Origin of the sequence: Wenxinia marina DSM 24838 (assembly GCF_000379485.1) — a bacterium.
Taxonomy (GTDB): domain Bacteria; phylum Pseudomonadota; class Alphaproteobacteria; order Rhodobacterales; family Rhodobacteraceae; genus Wenxinia; species Wenxinia marina.
In genome coordinates, this window is sequence record NZ_KB902292.1 from 33,253 (window position 1) to 53,704 (window position 20,452).

Here is a 20,452-nt window from a genome sequence, read left to right on the forward strand (position 1 = left end):
CAAGCGGTTCTTCTGACAGTCCCCCTCACGCGATGTGATTGTCTAGTTGTCGAAGCAGCTCTCCACTGTCGCAACCCAGCGGTCGGCATAGTCCGCCCATTCATCGGGCGCGTCGACCCGGGTGCCGACCTCAAGACTCTTGGCCCGCGGATCGACCAGAAGGACGGAGCCGATGGACGTCCCGGTCGCGCCGTCGGCCGCGATGACGTGGCGGCCCGTGGCGGCGGCCAGCATCCCGGACAGCAGGCGATTGGCCGCCATCGGCCCCTCCAGAACGACCGGACCTTCGGCTCCGGTCAATCGCAGGCAGGTCGCCGTCATGCCGGCGAGGTAGAACGATGCGGCCGCCGTCCGCTTGCCAGGGCTCAGGTCGACCTCCGGCACCGTCCAGCGCGCGGCGCGGCCGGCGAACGGGCCCGAGCCCGGCTCCACCGCCGGCAGCAGCATCGCTGCGCGGGAGAGGACGGACGCCACCTCCGCCTCCGTCGGGGCGGGCCCCTCCCCCGCCACGCGTTCGAACTCGCGCCCGCCCATGAAGCGGGCGGACGGCACGGGGGCGCCGGTGGCGGCGACGTTGATCAGCGTGTCCCGCGCAGGATCAAGGGCGGGCACGGCGCTGCCGACCGCCATCGAGATCACCCAGGTGCCGGTCGAGACGACCGCGAAGGGCGGGGTCCGGCCGAGGAGGTGGGGGTAGAGCGAGGCGTTGGAATCGTGGATGCCGCAGACGACCGGCGTCCCGGGCAACAGGCCGGTCCGTGCCGCCACCTCCGGCAGGACCGGCCCCAGCACATTGTCCGCCCGCGCCAGCGGAGCGAACGGCAGGCCGAGCCGGTCCTTCAGCGCGCTGAACCGCCCCGCCACCGGCTCCCACAGGTCGGTGTGGCAGCCGAGGGACGTCGCCTCGCAGCGCCAGACGCCGGTGAGCCGGCCGCTCCAGTATTGCGGGTAGGTCACCACCTGCGCCACGCGGTCCCGCAGGCCGGGATCGACCGCCAGCTGCCAGTGCAGTTGCGCGCCGAGGTTCAGGCCCATCGGCAGGCGGGGCGAGCCGGTCGCCTCGAAGGGTGGGCGGATGGCGTCGTACTCCACCGCCACCCCATCCGGCCCGTCATGCTCGTAATCCAGCATCGGCGCCGCCAGCCCGCCGCCTGCGTCCAGCAGCACCGCCGACGCCCCGTGGGCCGTCACGCTGATCGCGTCCACCCCGTGCGCCGCCTGCAGCTCCGCCAGCGCGCCGAGGATGAAGTCCCAGAGGCCGTTCAGGTCGAAGTGCGGCCAGGGCGGCCCCGGCTGCACCAGGTTGGGCGTCCGTCGCACCGCCACTTCGGTCAGCGTCCCGGTATCGACCAGCGCCACCTTGGCGTTGGTCTTGCCGACATCAACGACGGCGACCCTCATGGCATGTGGAAGACGCATCTCAGCGGCACCGCCACCGGTTCATTGTCCGCCTGCGTCTCCATGATGTCCGCCATGTGGGCCCACCAGCGGCGCATCACCTCGTGTTGCGGCAACGCGTCCATGCCGTGATCGTCGGTCCGCCACAGGACGCCGAACAGCATGTGCGTCTCCTCGTCGAGGTGGATCGAGTAGTCCGACACGCCTGCGTCGCGCAGCAGCGCCACCAGCTCGGGCCAGATCGCGTCGTGGCGCCGCTCGTACTCCGCCGCCATGCCGGGGTTCAGCCGCATCCGGAACGCGTGTTTCTCGCTCATCTGCGCCTCCACATCCCCCACAGCCGCGGCAACGCGATCACCCCGATCAGCAACAGGCCGACGAAGATCGACATCACGATGCCCGGCACGTTCAGCAGGCCGAGGCCGAACGTCACCAGCCCCATCACGAACGCCGCGATCACCACGCCAGGGATCGACCCCGAGCCGCCGAGGATGTTCACGCCGCCGAGGACGACCATCGTCACCACCTCCAGCTCCCACCCCGTCGCGATGGACGGCCGGGTGGAGCCGAGGCGCGAGGTCAGGCAGACCGCCGCGACCCCGGACATGAGGCCCGTCAGCAGGAACAGCACGAACTTCACCCGCGCCACGCGGATGCCCGAGAACAGCGCGCCCGTCGGGTTGTTGCCGATGGCGTAGACGGCACGGCCGAAGTTGGTGCGGTGCAGGACCACGTAGTAGATCAGCGCCAGCGCGGCGAAGAGCACCAGCTCGATCGAGATGACCCAGAATGCGTAGCCGCGTCCGAACCACGAGAACCCGGACGGGTAGCCTCCGTAGGCCTGGTCGCCGAGGACGATGTAGCTGATCCCGCGGAACAGGCTCATCGTGCCGATGGTGACCACGATCGACGGCAGGCCGAAGCCGGTCACCAGCAGCCCGTTGAACGCCCCGCACATGAGCCCTGTGCCGAGGCCGATCAGGACCAGCACCGGCACGCCCACGTCCAGCTGCGCCGCCGCCCCCATCGCGGTCGAGGCCAGCGCCAGGATCGACGCGACCGAGAGGTCGATCTCGCCCGCGATGATCAGCAGCGCCATCGCGAAGGCGATCATCGCCTTCTCGGTGAAGTTGAACGTCGCGTCGCTGAGGTTCCAGGCGTTCAGGAAGTACGGCGAGGCGAAGGAGTTGGCGACGAAGATCGCCACCGCCACCGCCAGCAGCAGCACCTCCCAGCGCTTCGCCAGCCGCGCCGCCGGTCCTTCGAGCCGGTCGGGGATGTGGCGGCGCTGCTCGTTCACCAGGGTCGCGTCCGTCATGCCGTCCCCTCCGCGCGCTTGAGGATGATCCGCCCCCGGCCGCGCCCGCGGCGGGCGTTGAAGGCGACCGCGACCACGATGGCGGTGCCCGAGATCGCCATCTGCCAGAACGGCGAGATGCCGACGACCGGCAGGGCGTTCTTCACGATGCCGAGGAACAGCGCCCCCAGCAGCGTGCCGACGACCGTCCCCGCCCCGCCGGCGATGGAGATGCCGCCGATCACGCAGGCCGCCACCACCTCCAGCTCGAACCCGCCGGCGATGTCGACGTAGGCGACCTGGTAGCGCGCGACCCAGAGGTAGCCGGTGAGGCCGGCGAGCGCGCCCGACAGGACGAACGCCAGGAACTGGGTCCGCCCCACGTCGATCCCGGCATACACGGCCGCGTTCGGATTGCCGCCGACGGCGTAGAAGGCGCGGCCCAGCGGCGTGCGGGCGATCATCAGGACGAACAGGATCACGGCGATGACCGCGATCCAGCCGAGGACCGGCAGGCCGAGGAATGTCGCCCGGGGGAAGCCGGTGAAGCCGGGGGTCATCTCGTGCGCGTTCACCCACTCCCCGCCCGAGATCACGAAGATCACGCCGCGATAGATCGTCATCGTCCCCAGCGTCACCACGATCGGCGGGATCGTCAGCTTCCAGACGAGGAGGCCGTTGATCGCACCCATCGCCGCCCCCATCGCCAGCACGAGGGCGAGGATGACCGGCAGCGGCACGCCCGGTATCGTGCTGTTGATCAGCGCGCAGACCATGCCCGTCAGGGCCAGGTTCGCGGCGACCGACAGGTCGATGCAGCGGGTCAGGATCACGACCGTCTGGCCCAGCGCCAGCAGGATCAGCGGCGCGGTGTCGTTGAACACCCGGGCCAGGTTGTCCGGCGCCACGAAGGCCGGGAAGCGGCCGGCGATCAGCACCAGCAGCAGGCCGATGATCCCGACCAGCAGCGCCTCGCGGGATTTCAGGACGCTCATGCCGTGCCCCTTATGCCGGCGGCATGCCGCACCAGCGTCTCTGGCGTCAGGTCCTCGCCCTCCAGCTCCGCCACCATCAGCCCCTCACGCATCACGATGACCCGGTCGGACATGCCGAGGATCTCCGGGATCTCCGAGCTGACCATGATCACCGCCAGCCCCTCCGCCGCCAGCTCGGCCATGAAGGCGTGGACGGCGGCCTTCGACCCGATGTCGATCCCCTTGGTCGGCTCGTCGAGGATGATCACCCGCGGCTGCGTCGCCAACCACTTGGCGATCACCACCTTCTGCTGGTTGCCCCCCGACAGCGTGCCGACGTCCTGGTCGAGCGCGGCCGCGCGCAGCTCCAGCCGCTCGGCATAGCGCCGGGCCAGCGCGAACTCCTCGGCCATCCGCAGGAAGCCGCGGCGCGACGTCTGCGCCAGCGACGGCAGCGAGACGTTCTGGACGATCGGCAGGCCGATGATCGCGCCCTGTCGGCCGCGGTCCTCGGGGACATAGACGATGCCGTGCGCGATGGCGTCGGCGGGCGAGCGCGGTGCCACCGCCTGCCCGCCCACCGTGAGCGTCCCGGCCGAGGGGCGAGTGATGCCGAAGATCGCCTGCATCAGCTCGGACCGCCCGGCGCCGACGAGGCCGTAGAAGCCGAGGATCTCGCCCCGCCGCAGCGCGAACGAGATGCCGTCGAACTCGGTCGGATGCGCGAAGCCCTCGACGCGCAGCACCTCGTCCCCCGGCGCGCGGGTCCGCTTGGGGAAGATCTGGTCGACCGACCGGCCGACCATCATCCGCACCAGCTCGCCCTCGCCGACGTCGGCCATCAGGCCGGAGCCCACGTGGCTCCCGTCACGGAAGACGGTGTAGCGGTCGGCGATGCGGAAGATCTCGTCGAACTTGTGGCTGATGAACAGGATCGCGCGGCCTTCTTCCTTCAGCCGCTCGACCAGCGCGTACAGCTCCTCGATCTCCTTCTGCGACAGCGCCGCCGTCGGCTCGTCCATCACGACGACGCGGGCGTCGACCGACAGCGCGCGGGCGATGGCGACGAGATGCTTGGACGCGATGCCCAGCTCCTTCAGCGGCGTCATCGGATCGAGGGGGGCGTCTATCCGGTCGAGAATCTCGCGCGTCCGCGCCCGGATCGCGGGCCAGTCGATCAGGCCCCACCGCGTCCGCGGGGCGTGGCCGATGAAGATGTTCTCGGCGACGGTCAGCTCGTCGAACAGCACCGTCTCCTGGTGGATGGCGGTGATCCCGGCGGCGGTCGCGGCCTGCGCCGAGGGGAACGTCACCGCCCGTCCGTCGAGGCGGATCGTGCCGCCGTCCGGCTGGTAGATGCCGGTCAGCACCTTGACGATGGTGGACTTGCCGGCGCCGTTCTCGCCGACGAGGGCGGTCACCTGCCCCGGATACAGCTCCAGCGACACCTCCGAGAGCGCGGTGACGCCCGGAAAGGTCTTGGTGATGCCGGACAGTGCCAGCACCGGCGCGACCGCGACCTCGGCCTTCTTGTCCACCTGCATCAGCATGACCGCGTGTCCGGACAGCCCCGGCGCGGGGCCGATCCCCGCGCCGGGACGGGCATCAGAAGATGTCCTTGAACTCGTCGATGTTCGACGCATCGTAGGTGAACGGGTCGGCCATCGCGCCCTCGCTGTTGTCGTCGAGCGTGAGCGTGCCCATCCGGCCCATCGGGATCTCCGCCCCCGGCGCCGCCTCGGCCTGATCGGTGGCCAGCGCATAGGCCAGCATCGTCGCCGAGTAGCCGAGGTCGATCGGGTTCCAGATCGCGAAGGACTGCGAGGCGCCGGATTCGATCGCGCCCGCCATCTCGGACGGCAGGCCGAGGCCGGTCACGTTCACCTGCCCGACCTTGCCCGCATCTTCGACCGCCCGCGCGGCGGCGACGATGCCGACGGAGGTCGGCGCGATGATCGCGTCGAGGTCGGGATAGGTCTGCATCAGGCCCTGCGCCTCGCGGTAGGACTTGTCGGCGAGGTCGTCGCCGTAGACCGTCGCGACCACCTCGATGCCCGGGTAGTTGCCCATGACCGCGTTCATTTCCTCGATCCAGGTGTTCTGGTTCGTGGCGGTGGCGCTGGCCGACAGGATCGCGACCTGCCCGCCGTCCGGCAGGTGGTCGGCGGCGAGCTTGATGATCATGTTGCCGATCAGCGCGTTCGAGGACGGGTTCAGGTGCATCTCGCGGCCCTCGGGTGCGACGCCGGAATCCCAGCTGATGACCGTGATCCCCCGCTCCATCGCCCGCTGCAGCGCCGGCACCAGCGCGTCGGTGTCGTTCGCGCTGACGGCGATGGCGTCGACCTGCTGGGCGATGAGGGAGTTGATCACCTCGATCTGCCCCTCGGCCGTGGTGTCGGTCGGGCCGGTGTAGATCAGCTCCACGTTGCCTAGCTCGTCCGCCGCCTCCTGTGCGCCCTCCGCCGCGGCCTCGAAGAAGCCGATGCCCAGCGCCTTCACGACCAGCGCGATGCGCACCGTGTCGTCCTGCGCGGACGCCGCGCCGCCGGCAAGGGCCAGCGCGGCCAGCGCCGCGCCCCCGAACAGTCTCCTCGTCATGCCCATGAACGTCTCCTCCCTGTCATGGTCCGGGGCCGGGTCAGGCCCCCTTTTCCGCCGCAGCGGCGCCGCTCGCCGCCACGATCAGCCTCACGTCCGCCGCCTCCAGCATCGCCGCGGCGCGGTCGGAAATCCCCTCGTCCGTGATCACCACGTCGATCCGGTGCAGTGGGCACAGGACCAGGCTGGAGCGGTTCTCGAACTTGCTGCTGTCCACCAGCACCACCAGCTCGTCCGCCTGCCCGATCAACTTCTGCTCGGCCTGGATCAGCAGCGGGTCCGCCTCCATCAGCCCCAGCGGCCCGAGGCCCTGCGCGCCCATGAACATCCGCCGGGCGTAGAAATTGCGCGTCACGTCGTTCTCGAACGGCGAGAGGATGATGTTCTGCTCGCGGTAGATCGCGCCGCCCGACAGCATGATCGTGTTCTTGGAATGCTTCAGCAGGTGCTCGGCGATCGGGAACGAGTTGGTGAACACCTGCAGCCGCCGCGTCGCCAGCGGATGCACCATCTGAAAGGTCGTCGTGCCGCCGTTGATGATGATCGGCTCGCCGTCCTCGCAGAGGTCCGCGGCGGCGCGGGCGATCGCCTGCTTCTGCGCCGTGTGGCGCGTCGCGTTCACCGCGAAGGTGCGCCCGGCGAGGCCGACGAAGTGCGGCGGCGCGATCGCCTCCGCCCCGCCTCGCACCCGGCGCAACTTCTTCTGGACGTGCAGGGCGGCGATGTCGCGGCGGATCGTCGCCTCGCTGGCGCCGGTCAGCTGGCAGAGGTCGGGCACGGTCACGACCGGCCTGTCCTGGACGGCCGACAGGATGACGCGGTGGCGCTCCGTCTCGTGCATCGATTCCTCCCTGAGGTCCGACGTTGCGGAGGCGCCCCTCTTCTGTCAATCAGTTTCAATCATAGTCAATCATGCTGCGTCGCAGAATGACTGGATGTGAGCGGTTAAGATTGACATTCCGTCGCACCCGCCCCACAGATCGACCGGACGGGCGGTCGCCGCCCGCAGGGAGGACTCGCCATGCTCAAGCGCGCCGCACTGCTGGAGAACGCGTGGGACGACGCCCGCGCCGCCACGATGAGCGAGCCCGAAAAGCTGCTCTACCGCTCCAACCTCCTCGGCGCCGACAAGAGGATCACCAACTACGGCGGCGGCAACACCTCGGCCAAGGTCACCGAACGCGACCCTCTCACTGGAGAGCCGGTGGAGGTGCTGTGGGTCAAGGGCTCCGGCGGCGACGTGGGGTCGATCAGGCTCGACGGCTTCGCCACGCTCTACATGGACAAGCTGCGCGCGCTGAAGGGCGTCTACCGCGGGTCCGCGCACGAGGACGAGATGGTGGGCTACCTGCCCCACTGCACCTTCGCCCTGAACCCCCGCGCCGCCTCCATCGATACGCCGCTGCACGCCTACGTGCCGAAGGCCCATGTCGACCACATGCACCCCGACGCGATCATCGCCATCGCGGCATCCCGGGACTCGCAGCGCCTGACCGAAGAGATCTTCGGCGGCGAGATCGGCTGGCTGCCGTGGAAGCGCCCGGGCTACGAGCTCGGCCTGTGGCTGGAGAAGTTCTGCCTGGAGAACCCGCAGGCCAAGGGCGTGGTCCTGGAATCACACGGCCTGTTCACCTGGGCCGACGACGCGAAGGACTGCTACGAGCTGACGCTGGAGATCATCAACCGCGCCATCGCCTACTTCGACCGGAACGAGGCGCGCAAGCCCTTCGGCGGCCCGGTCCACAAGAGCCTGAAGGCCGATGAGCGGCGCGCAGTCGCCGCCCGGCTGATGCCGGCGATCCGCGGCTTCGTCTCGGGCAATCAGCACATGGTCGGCCATTTCGACGACCAGGACGCGGTGCTGGACTTCGTCAACGCCGCCGACATGCCTGCCCTCGCTGCGCTCGGCACCTCCTGCCCCGACCACTTCCTGCGAACCAAGATCCGCCCGCTGGTCGTCGACTTCGACCCCGCGACCCCCGACACCGACGCCGTGATCGACGGCCTGTCCGCCCAGATCGTCGCCTACCGCGACGACTACGCGGCCTATTACGAACGCTGCAGGCGCCCGGACAGCCCGCCGATGCGCGACCCCAACGCGGTGGTCTACCTCGTCCCCGGCGTCGGCATGATCACCTTCGCAAAGGACAAGGCGACGGCCCGCATCTCGGGCGAGTTCTACGTCAACGCGATCAACGTCATGCGCGGCGCCTCCTCGGTCAGCGAGTATGTCGGCCTGCCCGAGCAGGAGGCGTTCGACATCGAATACTGGCTGCTGGAAGAGGCGAAGCTCCAGCGCATGCCAAAGCCGAAATCCCTCGCTGGCCGCGTCGCGCTCGTCACCGGCGGCGCCGGCGGCATCGGCTCCGCCACCGCCGCGCGCTACCTCTCCGAGGGCGCGTGCGTCGTGCTGGCCGACATCGCCGAGGACCAGCTGGCCGCGACGAAGGACCGCCTCGTGCAGCAGTTCGGCGCCGACGTGGTGCGGACGGTCACGATGAACGTCACCGACGAGGGCGCCGTGGCACGGGCGTTCACGGAGGCGAGCGTGGAGTTCGGCGGGATCGACATCCTCGTCTCCAACGCCGGCATCGCCTCCTCCGCCCCGATCGAGGAGACGACGCTGGAGCTGTGGGACCGCAACCTGTCGATCCTGTCCACCGGCTACTTCCTCGTCAGCCGCGAGGCGTTCCGCCTGATGCGCCGGCAGGGCCTCGGCGGCGCGGTGGTGTTCGTCGCCTCCAAGAACGGCCTCGCCGCCTCGCCCAACGCGTCGGCCTACTGCACCGCCAAGGCGTCCGAGATCCACCTCGCCCGCTGCCTCGCGCTGGAAGGCGCGGACGCCGGCATCCGGGTGAACGTGGTGAACCCCGACGCCGTCCTGCGCGGCTCCCGCATCTGGGAGGGCGAGTGGCTGGATCAGCGCGCCTCGACCTACGGCACCGACAAGGAGGGGCTGGAGGAGATGTACCGCAACCGCTCGCTCCTCAAGCGGTCGGTCCTGCCCGAGGACATCGCCGAGGCGGCGTACTTCCTGGCGTCCGACGCCAGCGCCAAGTCCACCGGCAACATCATCAATGTGGACGCCGGCAACAAGGAAGCGTTCACGCGGTAGGCGCGCCGCAGGGGAGGAGGACACGATGACCCGCACCTATGACGACGCCCGCCATGCCTTCGCCGCGTGGGACGTGGACGCCGAGGCGGCGATCGAGCGGCTGGCGACGATCCCGATCTCGGTGCATTGCTGGCAGGGCGACGACGTGGTCGGTTTCGAGGGAAAGAGCGGCACCTCTGGCGGCGGCATCCAGGCAACCGGCAACCATCCGGGCCGGGCGCGCAATCCGACGGAGCTGCGGGCGGACCTGGAATTCGCCTACCGCAACATCCCCGGCAAGCACCGCCTCAACCTCCATGCCTTCTACATGGACACCGAGGAGACGCCGGACCGGGACGAGATCGAGTACCGCCACTTCGCGCCGTGGGTCGACTGGGCGAAGGATCAGGGCCTCGGGCTCGACTTCAACCCGACCTTCTTCGCGCACCAGAAGGCGGACGACAACCTGACCCTGTCGCACCCCGACGCCGGCATCCGCGATTTCTGGATCGAGCACGGCCGCCGCACCCGCGAGATCGCGGACCGGATGGGGGCCGAGCTGGGCAGTCCCTGCATCAACAACATCTGGGTCCCCGACGGCTACAAGGACATCCCCGTCGACCGCATGGCGGCGCGGCGGCGGCTGGAGGCGTCGCTGGACGCGATGCTGGCCGAGGACCGGCCCCACATGCGCGACGCGGTCGAGAGCAAGCTCTTCGGCATCGGCGTCGAGGCCTGCACCGTCGGCAGCCACGAATTCTACCTCGGCTACGCGATCCGGCGCGGCACGCTGCTCTGCCTCGACATGGGGCACTTCCACCCGACCGAGAACATCGCCGACAAGCTGTCGGCCGTCGCACTGTCGCTGGACGAGATCCTGCTGCATGTCAGCCGACCGATGCGCTGGGACAGCGACCACGTGATCCTGCAGAACGACGACATCCTGCAGATGGCGCAGGAGCTGGTCTTCGCCGACCTTCTGGAAAAGACCCATATCGGCCTCGACTTCTTCGACGCCACGATCAGCCGGACCGCGGCGTGGGTCATCGGCGTGCGCAACATGCAGAAGGCGCTGCTGCGCGCCCTGCTGCTGCCGCAGGCCCGGCTGAAGGAGGTGGAGGCGCGGCTCGACGGCACCGCTCGGCTGCTGCTGACGGAAGAGGCGCGGGACCTGCCGTTCGCCGCCGTCTGGGCCGAGTTCTGCGAACGCCAGGACGTCGCCGCCGGCCAACCCCTGATCGCCGAGCTGGAGCGCTACCAGTCCTCCGTCGCGGGCCGCGGCTGAGACGGTGTGGATGCGCCGGACGTCAGATGCTGCCGCGCGGGACGAAGCGCGGCGCGACCAGCCGGTGCTCGGGTGTGGTGCGACCCTCGATGCGGTCCAGAAGAAGGGTCACGGCGATACCGCCGAGACGACCGGGGTCCTGATCGACGCTCGCCAGGCCGATCAGCGGCAGCGCCCCGACCGGGGAATTGTCGTAGCCCGCGATGGCGAGATCGCCCGGCACGTCGAGGCCGCGCATCCGGGCCGCGTTCAGCAGCGGCACCGCGAAGAGGTCGGACCAGATGACCATCGCGCGGGGCCGGTCCGCCGCGACCAGGAGCTGGTCGAACACCGACGGATCGGACGGGGCGAAGCCGCCGGACCCGTGCCGGATGATCCTGGCCCGGTCGGACAGCCCCGCCTGTGCCATCGCGTCGAGGTATCCCGCCTCGCGCTGCCGACCCACCGCCGTCGCATGGTCCGGCGCCTCGTCGTAGCTGAGAAACGCGATGTCGCGGTGTCCCCGCTCCACCATCGCCCGGACGGCGAGGGCGGCGCCGGCCCGGTCGTCGGAATTGACCGTGTCGAAGGCGCGGGCGTCCGGCTGGTGGTGCGCCACCGCGACGACCGGGATCTGCGCCGCCACCCTCTCCAGTTCCTCCCCCTCGATCCGGGGCGCGATGAGCAGGAGACCGTCCATCCGGTAGTCGATCATCGATTCGATGAGCGTGGTCTCGATCGCCGTCGCACTGTGGCCGAGACCGATCAGCGCCTTGTAGCGCGAGGCCCCGAGCGCGGCGTTCACGCCGTCGACGACCAGCGACAGGAACGGGTTGGATATCTCGATCAGCAGGATGCCGATCGTGTAGGTCCGCCCCCGCATCCCCCGCGCCGCGACCGAGGGGCGATAGCCCAGGCGGCCGATCGACGCCTCCACCTTGGTCCGCAGCGCCTCGCTGACGCCGTAGGCGTCACGCAGGACCTTGGACACGGCCGCAACCGAGACGCCGGCATCCTCGGCGACCGTGCGGATCGTCACGCGGCCGGAGCCGCCCTGGGTCGCTGTCTTGCTCATCGGACACCGCATAGCGGGAAACGAATCGTTGATCGAGAGGCAGGCCTGTAGAAGGATACACGTATAACGGTGCACATACGACCGGGAGGGGCGGAGAGGCACCGGAGGGAGGAGACGGGGATGAGCCTGGACACGGCGGCAGCAGCGCGCACGACCGCGTCGCACGAGGTAGCGTTCGACGCGAAACTGATCGCGCCGGACCCGCAGCCCGAGCGCGAGGGCCCCGCGGCCCGCGTCGGCCGCGCGTTCGACCTCGCCGAGGTGCCGAAGGATGCGCGCCTGCGGATCTCCGCCCTCGGCCTCTACCGGGCGTTCCTAAACGGCCGGCGCGTGGGCGACGATTACCTGACGCCGGGCTGGACCTGCTACGACGACCGGATCGCCTATCAGGACTACGACGTCGCGGACCTGCTGCAGGCGGGGACCAACCGGCTCGACATCTGGCTCGGCGACGGCTGGTACCGGGGTAAGCTGATGTGGCCGCCGATGCCGGCGGTGAACACCTGGGGCGACACGGTCGCCGCCATCGCCGAGCTGACGGCGGGCGGCGAGGTCCTGGTCGCCACCGAGGGCGACTGGGAGAGCGGGACGACGCCCGTCACCGCGCAGGGCATCTACCACGGAGAGGACGCCGACGGCGGCCGCGCGCCGACCGCTACCGGGGGCGTTGCGGTGCTCGACCTGACCCCGACCTTCGTCCCGCACGAGACGGGCGCGGTGAAGGCGCTGGACCCGATCCTCCCGGTGGAGAGCTGGCAGGCCGGCGGGGCGACGATCCACGATTTCGGCCAAAACGCCGGCGCCGTGGTCCGCCTAACGGTGCAGGGTACGAAGGGCGCCACGGTCCGCGTCAGCCACTCGGAGATTCTCGGCCCCGACCGGCAGTTCGACAATCGCAACTACCGCGCCGCGCGGGCCGAGTTTCGCTACACGCTCGGCGGCGACGGCGCCGAGAGGTGGGAGCCGGTCTTCACCTTCTTCGGCTTCCGCTATGCGCGGGTCGAGATCGAGGGCGACGCCGAGGTCACGAAGATCGAAATGGTCCCCCTCACCTCAGTTCCCGACCTGGCGGGCGGGTTCGAGTGCGGCGTGCCGGAGGTGAACCGGCTGGTCCTGAACACCATCTGGTCGCAGCGGTCGAACTTCATCGAGGTCCCGACCGACTGCCCGCAGCGGGACGAGCGGCTGGGCTGGACCGGCGACGCGCAGGTCTTCGCCGGGACCGCCTGCTGGCTGGCCGACTGCGAGACGTTCCTCAAGAAGTACCTGCGCGACGTCTGCCACGACCAGCGCGAGGACGGCGCGGTGCCGCATTTCTCGCCCGACCCGACGCGGATGATCCCGGTCCGTACCCGCACCGACTGGGGCGGCGACGGGGCGGAACAGGTCTGGGCCGGCTCCACCGGCTGGGGCGACGTGATCACCATCATCCCGTGGCAGCTGTACCTGCATTACGGCGATGTCGGCGTGCTGGAAGAGAACTTCCCGGCGATGCTGCGCTGGCTCGACTACCTGTGGTCGATCTCGGACGGGCCGATCATCCGGCCGCACGCGGTCTGGGGGCAGAAGGGCTTCACCTTCGGCGATTGGCTGCAGCCGGTGGGCGACAACCGCAAGCCGCGGCCGACCATCGCCGACGATTGCGCGGCGACGATCTACCACTTCATCTCGACCGAGCTGGCGGCGCGGATCGCCGGCATCCTCGGCCGCGCGGACGAGCAGGCCCGCCTGACGGAGCGGGCGGAGGAGATCCGGACCGCCTTCGGCGCGGAATACTTCACCTCCACCGGCCGGATCGCGCACAACGATCAGACCTCGTGGGCGCTGGCCTTCCTGTATGGCCTGGTCCCGGACGAGCACCGGGAGGCGGGCCGGGCCTACTTCCGCCGGGTGGTGGAGGATGCCGAGCACCTGATCGGCACCGGCTTCATCGGCACCCCTGCCCTGCTGCCGGCGCTGACGAAGCTGGGCATGACCGACCTCGCCGAGAAGGTGTTCCTGAACCGCAAGGTGCCGGGCTGGCTCTACCAGGTGGAGCGTGGCGCGACGACGATCTGGGAGAGGTGGGACGCGCTGGGGCCGGACGGCACGATCTACGACCCCGACATGAACAGCTACAACCACTACGCCTACGGCGCGGTCTGCCAGTGGCTGTTCGAGGAGGTCGCGGGCGTGGCCCCCGACCCCGAGGCGCCCGGCTTCGACCGGGTGCGCCTGTCGCCCCGCATCCTGCCCGCCCTCGGGCACGTGACGATGTGGCACGAGTGCCGGCACGGCCGGATCGAGGCGGCCTGGCGGATCGAGGGAGGGCACGTGACCTACACCGTCACCCTGCCGGAGGGCTGCGAGGGGGTGGCCGCCGAGGAGATCGGCGGTGGCACCTACGGCCCCGGCACCCACGAAATCGTCTTCGACGCGCCGGAGGCGTAATCGGAGAGGAGACGCCGGCCCCGGCCGGGACAACAGGGAGGAGACACGACATGACCAACAGACTGACCCGCTCCACCGCGCTCGCCACGCTGCTGGCGCTCTCGGGCGGCGCCCTGTCGGCGCAGGAGCTGAGCGTCCTGATCGACAACAACGCCGCGACGCAGGCCGCGTTCGACGCGCTGATCGCCGCCTACACCGAGCAGAACCCCGACGTCAGCTTCGACATCGAGCTGCGGCCCGGCGGCGGCGAGGGCGACAACATCGTCAAGACCCGCCTCGCCACCGGCGAGATGGCGGACATCTTCAGCTACAATTCCGGCTCGCTGTTCCAGGCGCTGCGCCCCGACCGCACGCTCGTCGCCATCGGCGACCTGCCGAACGTCGCGGCGCTGAACGAGTCGTTCCTGCAGACCGTCATGGACGGCGAGGGCAACGTCTACGGTGTGCCCTACGAGGCGGCGATGGGCGGCGGGATCCTCTACCACGTGCCGACCTACGAGGAGCTGGGCCTCGAGGTGCCGACGACCTGGGAAGAGTTCATGGCGAACAACGCCGTGATCGCCGAGCAGACCGACAAGGCGCCGGTGATCCAGACCTACCGCGACACCTGGACCAGCCAGCTGTTCGTGTTGGCGGACTACTTCAACGTCCAGGCCGCCAATCCCGACTTCGCCGAACAATACACGGCCAACCAGGCGCACTACGCCGATACGCCGGCGGCGCAGGCGGGCTTCCAGCGGCTGCAGGAGGTGTACGAGGCGGGCTACCTGAACGAGGATTTCGGCGCCGCCAGCTTCGACGACGGCCTGCGCATGGTCGCCACCGGCGAGGGCGTGCATTACCCGATGCTCACATTCTCGCTCGGGTCGATCCAGCAGAACAATCCCGACCTGATCGACGACGTCGGCTTCTTCGCACAGCCCGGCGACAGCGCGGACAGCAACGGCCTGACGATCTGGCTGCCGGCCGCGGTCTACATCCCGCAATCCAGCGACAACATCGACGCGGCGAAGGACTTCCTGAACTTCGTCGCCTCGCCCGAGGGCTGCGCCGCGATCGTCGCCGCCAACGGCGCGACCGGGCCGATGCTGGTCCCGAACTGCGACCTGCCGGAGGACGTGCCGACGGCGGTGTCGGACATGCTGCCCTACTTCGAGCGCGAGGGCGGCACCGCGCCGGCGCTGGAATTCCTGTCGCCGGTGAAGGGCCCGGCGCTGGAGCAGCTGACGGTCGAGGTGGGCAGCGGCATCCGCGACGCCGCCTCGGCGGCCGAGCTGTACGACCAGGACGTCGCCAAGCAGGCCCGCCAGCTGGGTCTCGAAGGCTGGTGACCCTCCCCACCGGCTGAACACCGGAGCCCGCCGTCCCAGCGGCGGGCTCCACGCCTCGCAGACAGGACAGATGCAGCGCCGCTCGCCCTACCCCTACTGGTTCCTTCTCCCCGCGGGCACGATCTTCGCGGTGTTCTTCCTCGTGCCGACGGTCGCGTCCTTCTACTTCTCGCTGACCTACTGGGACCCGTTCGAGGCCCGGTTCGCGGGGTTCGAGAACTACCAGCAGTTCTTCTCAGAGCCGTTCCTCGCCCGCGGCGTGATGAACACGCTGATCTTCGCCGTCCTGACCTCGGGCCTGAAGACCGTCCTCGGCCTCCTCCTCGCCGTGCTCCTGACCTCCGGCCTTCTCGGCCAGTCGCTGCTGCGCTCGGTCGTGTTCTTCCCGGTGCTCGTCTCGACCATCGGCGTCGGCCTGCTGTTCCAGGAGCTGATGCATCCGACAGAGGGCGCGATCAACGTCGCGCTCGAGGCGGTCGGCATTGACGGGCCGGGCTGGCTGACCAATCCCTCGCTCGCCCTCGTCTCGGTCGCGCTGGTCGACGTCTGGCGCGGCGTCGGTCTCGCCACGCTGATCTACATCGCCGGCCTCGCGACCATCTCGCCCGACTATTACGAGGCGGCGCGGATCGACGGCGCGACCCGGTGGCAGCAGTTCTGGCGCGTGACCGTGCCGCTGGTCCGGCCCGCGACGACGACCGTCATCATCCTGTCGCTGATCGGCGGCCTGCGCCTGTTCGACCTGATCTGGGCGATGACGCGCGGCGGGCCCGGCTTCGCCTCGGACGTGCTGGCGAGCGTGATCTACAAGCAGTACCAGGCCGGCTTCTGGGGCCTCAGCACCGCCGGCAACGTGATCCTGTTCCTCCTGATCGCCCTCCTCATCGTGCCGCTGGCGCTGCACCTCAACCGGCGCGAGGCGGACCTGTGAGGCCGCGCCAGGTCATCCTCGGGATCGTCTCGATGGCTGTCGCCTTCGTGATCTTCGTGATCCCGTTCCTGCTGGTGATCTTCACAGCCGGCAAGACCGCCGCCGACGCATCGCAGATCGACTTCACCCCGCCCGTCCGCTGGCAGTTCTGGCAGAACCTCGTCGACGTGGTGCAGACCCGCGACTACCAGCTGCTGCTGGCCTACTGGAACTCGACGGTGATCACCGTCGGCGCGATCGCCGGGCTGGTGATCTTCGGCGCGATGGTCGGCTACGTCATGCAGCGCCGGGACACGCGCCTCACCCGGGCGCTCTACTTCGTCGTCCTGTCCGGCCTGATGATCCCGCCCGCGGTGGTGCCGACGATCTGGCTGCTGCAGGAAATCAACCTGTTCAAGACGCTGCACGGGATGATCCTGATCCAGATCGCCTACGGGCTGGGGTTCACCGTCCTGCTCTACCGCTCGTTCATCGCGGCGATCCCGCGCGACCTCGACGAGGCGGCGATCATCGACGGCGGCACGCCGCTGCAGATCTTCTTCCGGGTGATCCTGCCGCTGCTGAAGCCTGTCACCGTGACGATCATCGTCGTGCAGGCGATCGCCATCTTCAACGACTTCACCCACCCCCTCTACTACCTGCCGGGGGCCGAGAACGTGACGGTGCAGATCACGCTCTACAACTTCCAGAGCCAGTTCGTGAGCCAGCTGAACCTGCTGTTCATGAACATCCTTCTCATCACGATCCCGCCGCTGCTGGTGTTCGTGTTCTTCAACCGCCAGATCGTCGCCGGCATGACGGCGGGCGGGGTCAAGGGGTAGCGCATGTCCGACGTCGTCCTGAAGGGCCTGCGCAAGAGCTTCGGCGCGCTCGAGGTGATCAAGGGGGTCGACCTGCATGTCGCGTCAGGCGAGTTCTGCGTCTTCGTCGGCCCGTCCGGGTGCGGCAAGTCCACGCTGCTGCGGATGATCTCGGGCCTGGAGGAGCAGACCTCCGGCATGATCGAGATCGGCGGCCGCGACGTCAGCCGGGCCGAGCCGAAGGACCGCGGCATCGCGATGGTGTTCCAGTCCTACGCCCTCTACCCCCACCTGACCGTGCGCGAGAACATCGGCTTCGGCCTGTCGCTCGCCCGCCGGCCGAAGGCCGAGATCGCCGAGAAGGTGGCCGAGGTGGCGCGGGTCCTGCAGCTGGAGGACTACCTCGACCGCAAGCCAAAGGCGCTGTCCGGCGGCCAGCGCCAGCGCGTCGCCATCGGCCGGTCGATCATCCGCGACCCGCAGGTCTTCCTGTTCGACGAGCCGCTGTCGAACCTCGACGCGGCGCTGCGCGCCCAGATGCGGATCGAGCTCACAGAACTGCATGCCCGCCTCGGCACCACGATGATCTACGTCACCCATGACCAGGTCGAGGCGATGACCATGGCCGACAAGATCGTGGTGCTCAACGGCGGCCGGATCGAGCAGGTCGGCGCGCCGATGGACCTCTACGATAATCCCGCGACCCCGTTCGTCGCCGGATTCATCGGCTCGCCGAAGATGAACCTCTACGAGGGCGAGACTGCCCGCGCCCTCGGCGCCGGGTCGGTCTACGGCATCCGGCCCGAGCACGTGACCCTGTCCGAGAGCGGGGGCCTGTGGACCGGCACGGTCCGCCATGTCGAACGCCTCGGCGCCGACTCCATCATCCATATCGAAGCGACCGGCCTCGGCCCCCTCGTCGCGCGCGTCGAGGGCCACCGCGCCTTCGCGCCGGGCCAGATTGTCCACGCCAGCCCGATCGATGGCCGGGAAGTGCGCTACTAGGCCTTGCCGGGACCCTTCGATCGATTAGCCAGCTTCCTCGCTGTCAGGGCGGCTATACGCGTCGATCTCGATGGCTGCTGTATCTGTGACCTGCCACTGACCTGCCACGGGATTTTTCCTCCACGGCCGATTAGAGTCCGCCCCAACTTGAGGACGGATAATGAAGCGCACGAGATTCACGGATGAGCAGATCATCGGCATCCTGGGCGAGCACGAGGCAGGCGCGAAGTGCGCCGATCTGTGCCGCAAGCACGGCATGTCGGAAGGCACCTTCTACAACTGGAAGGCCAAGTTCGGCGGCATGACGGTGTCGGAGGCCAAGCGGCTGAAGACGCTCGAGGACGAGAACGCGAAGCTGAAGAAGCTGCTGGCGGAACAGATGCTGGATCTGGCTGCGATGAAGGAGCTGGTTTCAAAAAAGTGGTGACGCCTGTCGTGAAGCGCGAAGCTGTCGCGCACCTCAAGGCCCTGCTCGGGCTATCGGAACAGCGGGCGTGTCGGATTGTGGGGGCAGATCGCAAGATGGTCCGCTACCAGGCGCAGCGTGCACCGGACACGGTGCTGCGTGGGCGGTTGCGGGAGCTGGCCAACGAGCGCCGACGGTTCGGCTATCGGCGGCTCTTCGTGCTGCTGCGGCGCGAGGGCGAGCCTTCCGGCATCAACCGGATCTATCGGCTCTACCGCGAGGAAGGGCTGTCGGTGCGCAAGCGAAAGGCGGGCGCAAGGCTTTCGGAACGCGAGCCCCGATCCTGGTCGAGGCGCGAGCCAATGCGCGCTGGTCGCTGGATTTCGTCCATGACCAGTTCGCAAGCGGCCAGCGCTTTCGGGTGCTCAACGTCGTCGACGATGTTACCCGGGAGTGCCTCGCGGCGATCCGTTCGCCATCGGCCTCGAACCGGTGGCGGCGCGATGGCTCACCCTCGATCTCGGGGCGCCGAGTGGCGCGTGAACTGACGGCCCTGATCGAGCGCCGCGGAAAGCCGGGGATGATCGTCTCTGACAACGGCACCGAACTGACCAGTAACGCGATATTAACCTTCGCTGCCACCCAGAGGATCGAGTGGCACTACGTCGCGCCAGGCAAGCCGATCCAAAACGGCTTCGTGGAGAGCTTCAACGGGCAGATGCGGGACGAGCTGCTCAACGAGACGATGTTCCGCAACCTGGCCCACGCGCGGATCGTGATCACCGCCTGGGCTACCGACTAGAATACCGAACGCCCGCACTCGGCCTTGAATTACCAAGCCCCGGCTGACTAAGCGCGGAGCCTAACCACCGCAATCGCCCGCCCCGCTGCGCGAGATGAAAGCTCCGCGCGTCGGGCGATTACTCAAACCGCGCCAACCGGCGTAAATACCGACCGGGCTCCAATCGCGGTTGGATGAAAGTTCAGTGGCAGGTCACCGAGTGTGAACTGGCGAGGAAAAAGGAGCCCGTATCGGGGTGATCGGCTCCCAAAAGGGACCCTCTGATGCGGGTGGTCCATCGTGCTCCTGAGGAAGTCGGGAGCCGAGTTTGGGATGCTGGTGGTGGAAGCGATTGCGAAGACCCGTCGGGCGTATTTTCAAGACAGGAAGCCGATCAAGCGGCACTGTGAACCGCGCCGGGTTTGCCGGAGGCTGTTTGATGTTAGCTACGCGGCCATGGTTTGCGTTTCCAGAGCTGCGTAGAAGTTGGCTTCGGCCTCTGCCGGCGGGATGTTTCCGATGGGTTCCAGCAGGCGGCGGGTGTTGAACCAGTCGATCCATTCGAGGGTGGCGTATTCGAGGGCGTCGAAGCTGCGCCATGGGCCGCGGCGGTGGATGACCTCGGCCTTGAACAGGCCGTTGATCGTCTCTGCGAGCGCGTTGTCATACGAGTCGCCGACGCTGCCGACCGAGGGCTCGATCCCGGCCTCGGCCAGGCGCTCGGTGTATCGGATTGACAGGTATTGGGCGGTCTCAACCGGTCGTCGCAACTTGGCCAGTTTCCGCATGCTCGAGGACGGCGTCCAGTGCCTCCGCCGGGGTTCTCCACCCGAGCGTCTTGCGGGGTCGCCCATTGAGCGCGGCGGCGACGGCCTCGAGGTCATCGGGACTGTGCAGGCTGAGATCGGTGCCTTTCGGGAAGTATTGGCGGAGCAGACCGTTGGTGTTCTCGTTCGTGCCGCGCTGCCACGGGCTGTGGGGATCGCAGAAGTAGACCGGCAGATCCGCGGCGACGGTCAATTCGGCATGGCGGGCCATCTCCGCCCCCTGATCCCATGACAGGGA

Annotated in this window: 16 protein-coding genes and 2 pseudogenes; 8 read left to right on the forward strand and 10 right to left on the reverse strand. The window is 68.8% G+C overall.

All coding sequences use genetic code 11. The features are described from left to right. Window positions 1–42: 42 nt before the first annotated feature. The 7 genes from A37W_RS0111750 to A37W_RS0111780 are packed head-to-tail and all read right to left on the reverse strand — an operon-like array spanning window position 43 to window position 7,111. The gene (locus A37W_RS0111750) at window positions 43–1,401 is read right to left on the reverse strand and encodes an FGGY-family carbohydrate kinase (RefSeq protein WP_018303235.1); all 1,359 of its coding nucleotides are present in this window, start codon (window positions 1,399–1,401) and stop codon (window positions 43–45) included. Beyond that, window positions 1,398–1,715 carry an L-rhamnose mutarotase gene (gene rhaM / locus A37W_RS0111755; RefSeq protein WP_026198453.1) on the reverse strand — a complete coding sequence of 106 codons (318 nt, stop codon included), beginning with the start codon at window positions 1,713–1,715 and terminating at the stop codon, window positions 1,398–1,400. Before rhaM ends, A37W_RS0111750 begins: the two co-directional genes overlap by 4 nt. After that, window positions 1,712–2,716 (reverse strand): ABC transporter permease, encoded by a 1,005-nt coding sequence (locus A37W_RS0111760; RefSeq protein ID WP_018303237.1) that lies wholly within the window; start codon window positions 2,714–2,716, stop codon window positions 1,712–1,714. The genes rhaM and A37W_RS0111760 overlap by 4 nt, the downstream gene beginning before the upstream one ends. Then, window positions 2,713–3,690 (reverse strand): ABC transporter permease, encoded by a 978-nt coding sequence (locus A37W_RS0111765; protein ID WP_018303238.1) that lies wholly within the window; start codon window positions 3,688–3,690, stop codon window positions 2,713–2,715. The genes A37W_RS0111760 and A37W_RS0111765 overlap by 4 nt, the downstream gene beginning before the upstream one ends. Next, window positions 3,687–5,219: a sugar ABC transporter ATP-binding protein gene (locus tag A37W_RS0111770; RefSeq protein ID WP_018303239.1), complete on the reverse strand. Its 1,533-nt coding sequence runs from the start codon at window positions 5,217–5,219 to the stop codon at window positions 3,687–3,689. The genes A37W_RS0111765 and A37W_RS0111770 overlap by 4 nt, the downstream gene beginning before the upstream one ends. A gap of 55 nt (window positions 5,220–5,274) precedes the next feature. Beyond that, window positions 5,275–6,276, reverse strand: a complete 1,002-nt coding sequence (rhaS, locus tag A37W_RS0111775; protein WP_018303240.1) for a rhamnose ABC transporter substrate-binding protein — start codon at window positions 6,274–6,276, stop codon at window positions 5,275–5,277. A gap of 34 nt (window positions 6,277–6,310) precedes the next feature. Further along, on the reverse strand, window positions 6,311–7,111 hold the full coding sequence (locus A37W_RS0111780) for a DeoR/GlpR family DNA-binding transcription regulator (protein ID WP_018303241.1): 801 nt from the start codon (window positions 7,109–7,111) through the stop codon (window positions 6,311–6,313). Between the two features lie 180 nt (window positions 7,112–7,291). Here A37W_RS0111780 and A37W_RS0111785 point away from each other — a divergent pair, with 180 nt between their 5' ends. Together A37W_RS0111785 and A37W_RS0111790 are read left to right on the forward strand one after the other, a co-directional pair. Next, the gene (locus A37W_RS0111785; RefSeq protein ID WP_018303242.1) at window positions 7,292–9,385 is read left to right on the forward strand and encodes a bifunctional rhamnulose-1-phosphate aldolase/short-chain dehydrogenase; all 2,094 of its coding nucleotides are present in this window, start codon (window positions 7,292–7,294) and stop codon (window positions 9,383–9,385) included. Window positions 9,386–9,410: 25 nt separating this feature from the next. After that, entirely contained in the window at window positions 9,411–10,649 is a 1,239-nt protein-coding gene (locus A37W_RS0111790) for an L-rhamnose isomerase (RefSeq protein ID WP_018303243.1), read from the forward strand. A gap of 22 nt (window positions 10,650–10,671) precedes the next feature. Here A37W_RS0111790 and A37W_RS0111795 read toward each other — a convergent pair whose 3' ends face one another. Next, complete coding sequence (locus A37W_RS0111795; RefSeq protein WP_018303244.1) at window positions 10,672–11,703, reverse strand: LacI family DNA-binding transcriptional regulator; 1,032 nt, start codon at window positions 11,701–11,703, stop codon at window positions 10,672–10,674. A gap of 120 nt (window positions 11,704–11,823) precedes the next feature. Between A37W_RS0111795 and A37W_RS0111800 the strand changes: the two genes are divergently transcribed. The 6 genes and pseudogenes from A37W_RS0111800 to A37W_RS21650 all read left to right on the forward strand — a co-directional run bounded on the left by A37W_RS0111800 (window position 11,824) and on the right by A37W_RS21650 (window position 19,585). Then, complete coding sequence (locus tag A37W_RS0111800; protein WP_018303245.1) at window positions 11,824–14,133, forward strand: alpha-L-rhamnosidase; 2,310 nt, start codon at window positions 11,824–11,826, stop codon at window positions 14,131–14,133. Between the two features lie 50 nt (window positions 14,134–14,183). After that, complete coding sequence (locus A37W_RS0111805; RefSeq protein WP_018303246.1) at window positions 14,184–15,464, forward strand: ABC transporter substrate-binding protein; 1,281 nt, start codon at window positions 14,184–14,186, stop codon at window positions 15,462–15,464. Window positions 15,465–15,534: 70 nt separating this feature from the next. Next, window positions 15,535–16,395 carry a carbohydrate ABC transporter permease gene (locus A37W_RS0111810; RefSeq protein WP_018303247.1) on the forward strand — a complete coding sequence of 287 codons (861 nt, stop codon included), beginning with the start codon at window positions 15,535–15,537 and terminating at the stop codon, window positions 16,393–16,395. A 32-nt stretch (window positions 16,396–16,427) separates the two neighbouring features. Next, window positions 16,428–17,216 (forward strand): carbohydrate ABC transporter permease, encoded by a 789-nt coding sequence (locus tag A37W_RS0111815; protein WP_047772304.1) that lies wholly within the window; start codon window positions 16,428–16,430, stop codon window positions 17,214–17,216. 3 nt (window positions 17,217–17,219) lie between these two features. Then, on the forward strand, window positions 17,220–18,200 hold the full coding sequence (locus tag A37W_RS0111820; RefSeq protein WP_018303249.1) for an ABC transporter ATP-binding protein: 981 nt from the start codon (window positions 17,220–17,222) through the stop codon (window positions 18,198–18,200). A gap of 160 nt (window positions 18,201–18,360) precedes the next feature. Beyond that, a pseudogene (locus A37W_RS21650) lies at window positions 18,361–19,585 on the forward strand (IS3 family transposase). 248 nt (window positions 19,586–19,833) lie between these two features. On the opposite strand, the pseudogene A37W_RS0111835 reads toward A37W_RS21650, so the two are convergent. Together A37W_RS0111835 and A37W_RS0111840 are read right to left on the reverse strand one after the other, a co-directional pair. After that, a pseudogene (locus A37W_RS0111835) lies at window positions 19,834–20,136 on the reverse strand (integrase core domain-containing protein); the annotation flags it as partial. 4 nt (window positions 20,137–20,140) lie between these two features. Next, window positions 20,141–20,452 (reverse strand): IS30 family transposase (locus A37W_RS0111840; protein ID WP_018303253.1); only part of this gene is annotated, 312 nt, incomplete at its 5' end.

What these genes read in the sequence shown, in the direction of transcription:
- A37W_RS0111820 (WP_018303249.1), top strand. Translation starts at nt 17,220, where the DNA reads ATGTCCGACGTCGTCCTGAAGGGCCTGCGCAAGAGCTTCGGCGCGCTC.
- A37W_RS0111795 (WP_018303244.1), bottom strand. Translation starts at nt 11,703, where the DNA reads ATGAGCAAGACAGCGACCCAGGGCGGCTCCGGCCGCGTGACGATCCGC.
- A37W_RS0111805 (WP_018303246.1), top strand. Translation starts at nt 14,184, where the DNA reads ATGACCAACAGACTGACCCGCTCCACCGCGCTCGCCACGCTGCTGGCG.
- A37W_RS0111800 (WP_018303245.1), top strand. Translation starts at nt 11,824, where the DNA reads ATGAGCCTGGACACGGCGGCAGCAGCGCGCACGACCGCGTCGCACGAG.
- A37W_RS0111785 (WP_018303242.1), top strand. Translation starts at nt 7,292, where the DNA reads ATGCTCAAGCGCGCCGCACTGCTGGAGAACGCGTGGGACGACGCCCGC.
- A37W_RS0111765 (WP_018303238.1), bottom strand. Translation starts at nt 3,690, where the DNA reads ATGAGCGTCCTGAAATCCCGCGAGGCGCTGCTGGTCGGGATCATCGGC.
- A37W_RS0111815 (WP_047772304.1), top strand. Translation starts at nt 16,428, where the DNA reads ATGGCTGTCGCCTTCGTGATCTTCGTGATCCCGTTCCTGCTGGTGATC.
- rhaS (WP_018303240.1), bottom strand. Translation starts at nt 6,276, where the DNA reads ATGGGCATGACGAGGAGACTGTTCGGGGGCGCGGCGCTGGCCGCGCTG.
- A37W_RS0111750 (WP_018303235.1), bottom strand. Translation starts at nt 1,401, where the DNA reads ATGAGGGTCGCCGTCGTTGATGTCGGCAAGACCAACGCCAAGGTGGCG.
- A37W_RS0111780 (WP_018303241.1), bottom strand. Translation starts at nt 7,111, where the DNA reads ATGCACGAGACGGAGCGCCACCGCGTCATCCTGTCGGCCGTCCAGGAC.
- A37W_RS0111770 (WP_018303239.1), bottom strand. Translation starts at nt 5,219, where the DNA reads ATGCTGATGCAGGTGGACAAGAAGGCCGAGGTCGCGGTCGCGCCGGTG.
- A37W_RS0111790 (WP_018303243.1), top strand. Translation starts at nt 9,411, where the DNA reads ATGACCCGCACCTATGACGACGCCCGCCATGCCTTCGCCGCGTGGGAC.
- A37W_RS0111810 (WP_018303247.1), top strand. Translation starts at nt 15,535, where the DNA reads ATGCAGCGCCGCTCGCCCTACCCCTACTGGTTCCTTCTCCCCGCGGGC.
- A37W_RS0111760 (WP_018303237.1), bottom strand. Translation starts at nt 2,716, where the DNA reads ATGACGGACGCGACCCTGGTGAACGAGCAGCGCCGCCACATCCCCGAC.
- rhaM (WP_026198453.1), bottom strand. Translation starts at nt 1,715, where the DNA reads ATGAGCGAGAAACACGCGTTCCGGATGCGGCTGAACCCCGGCATGGCG.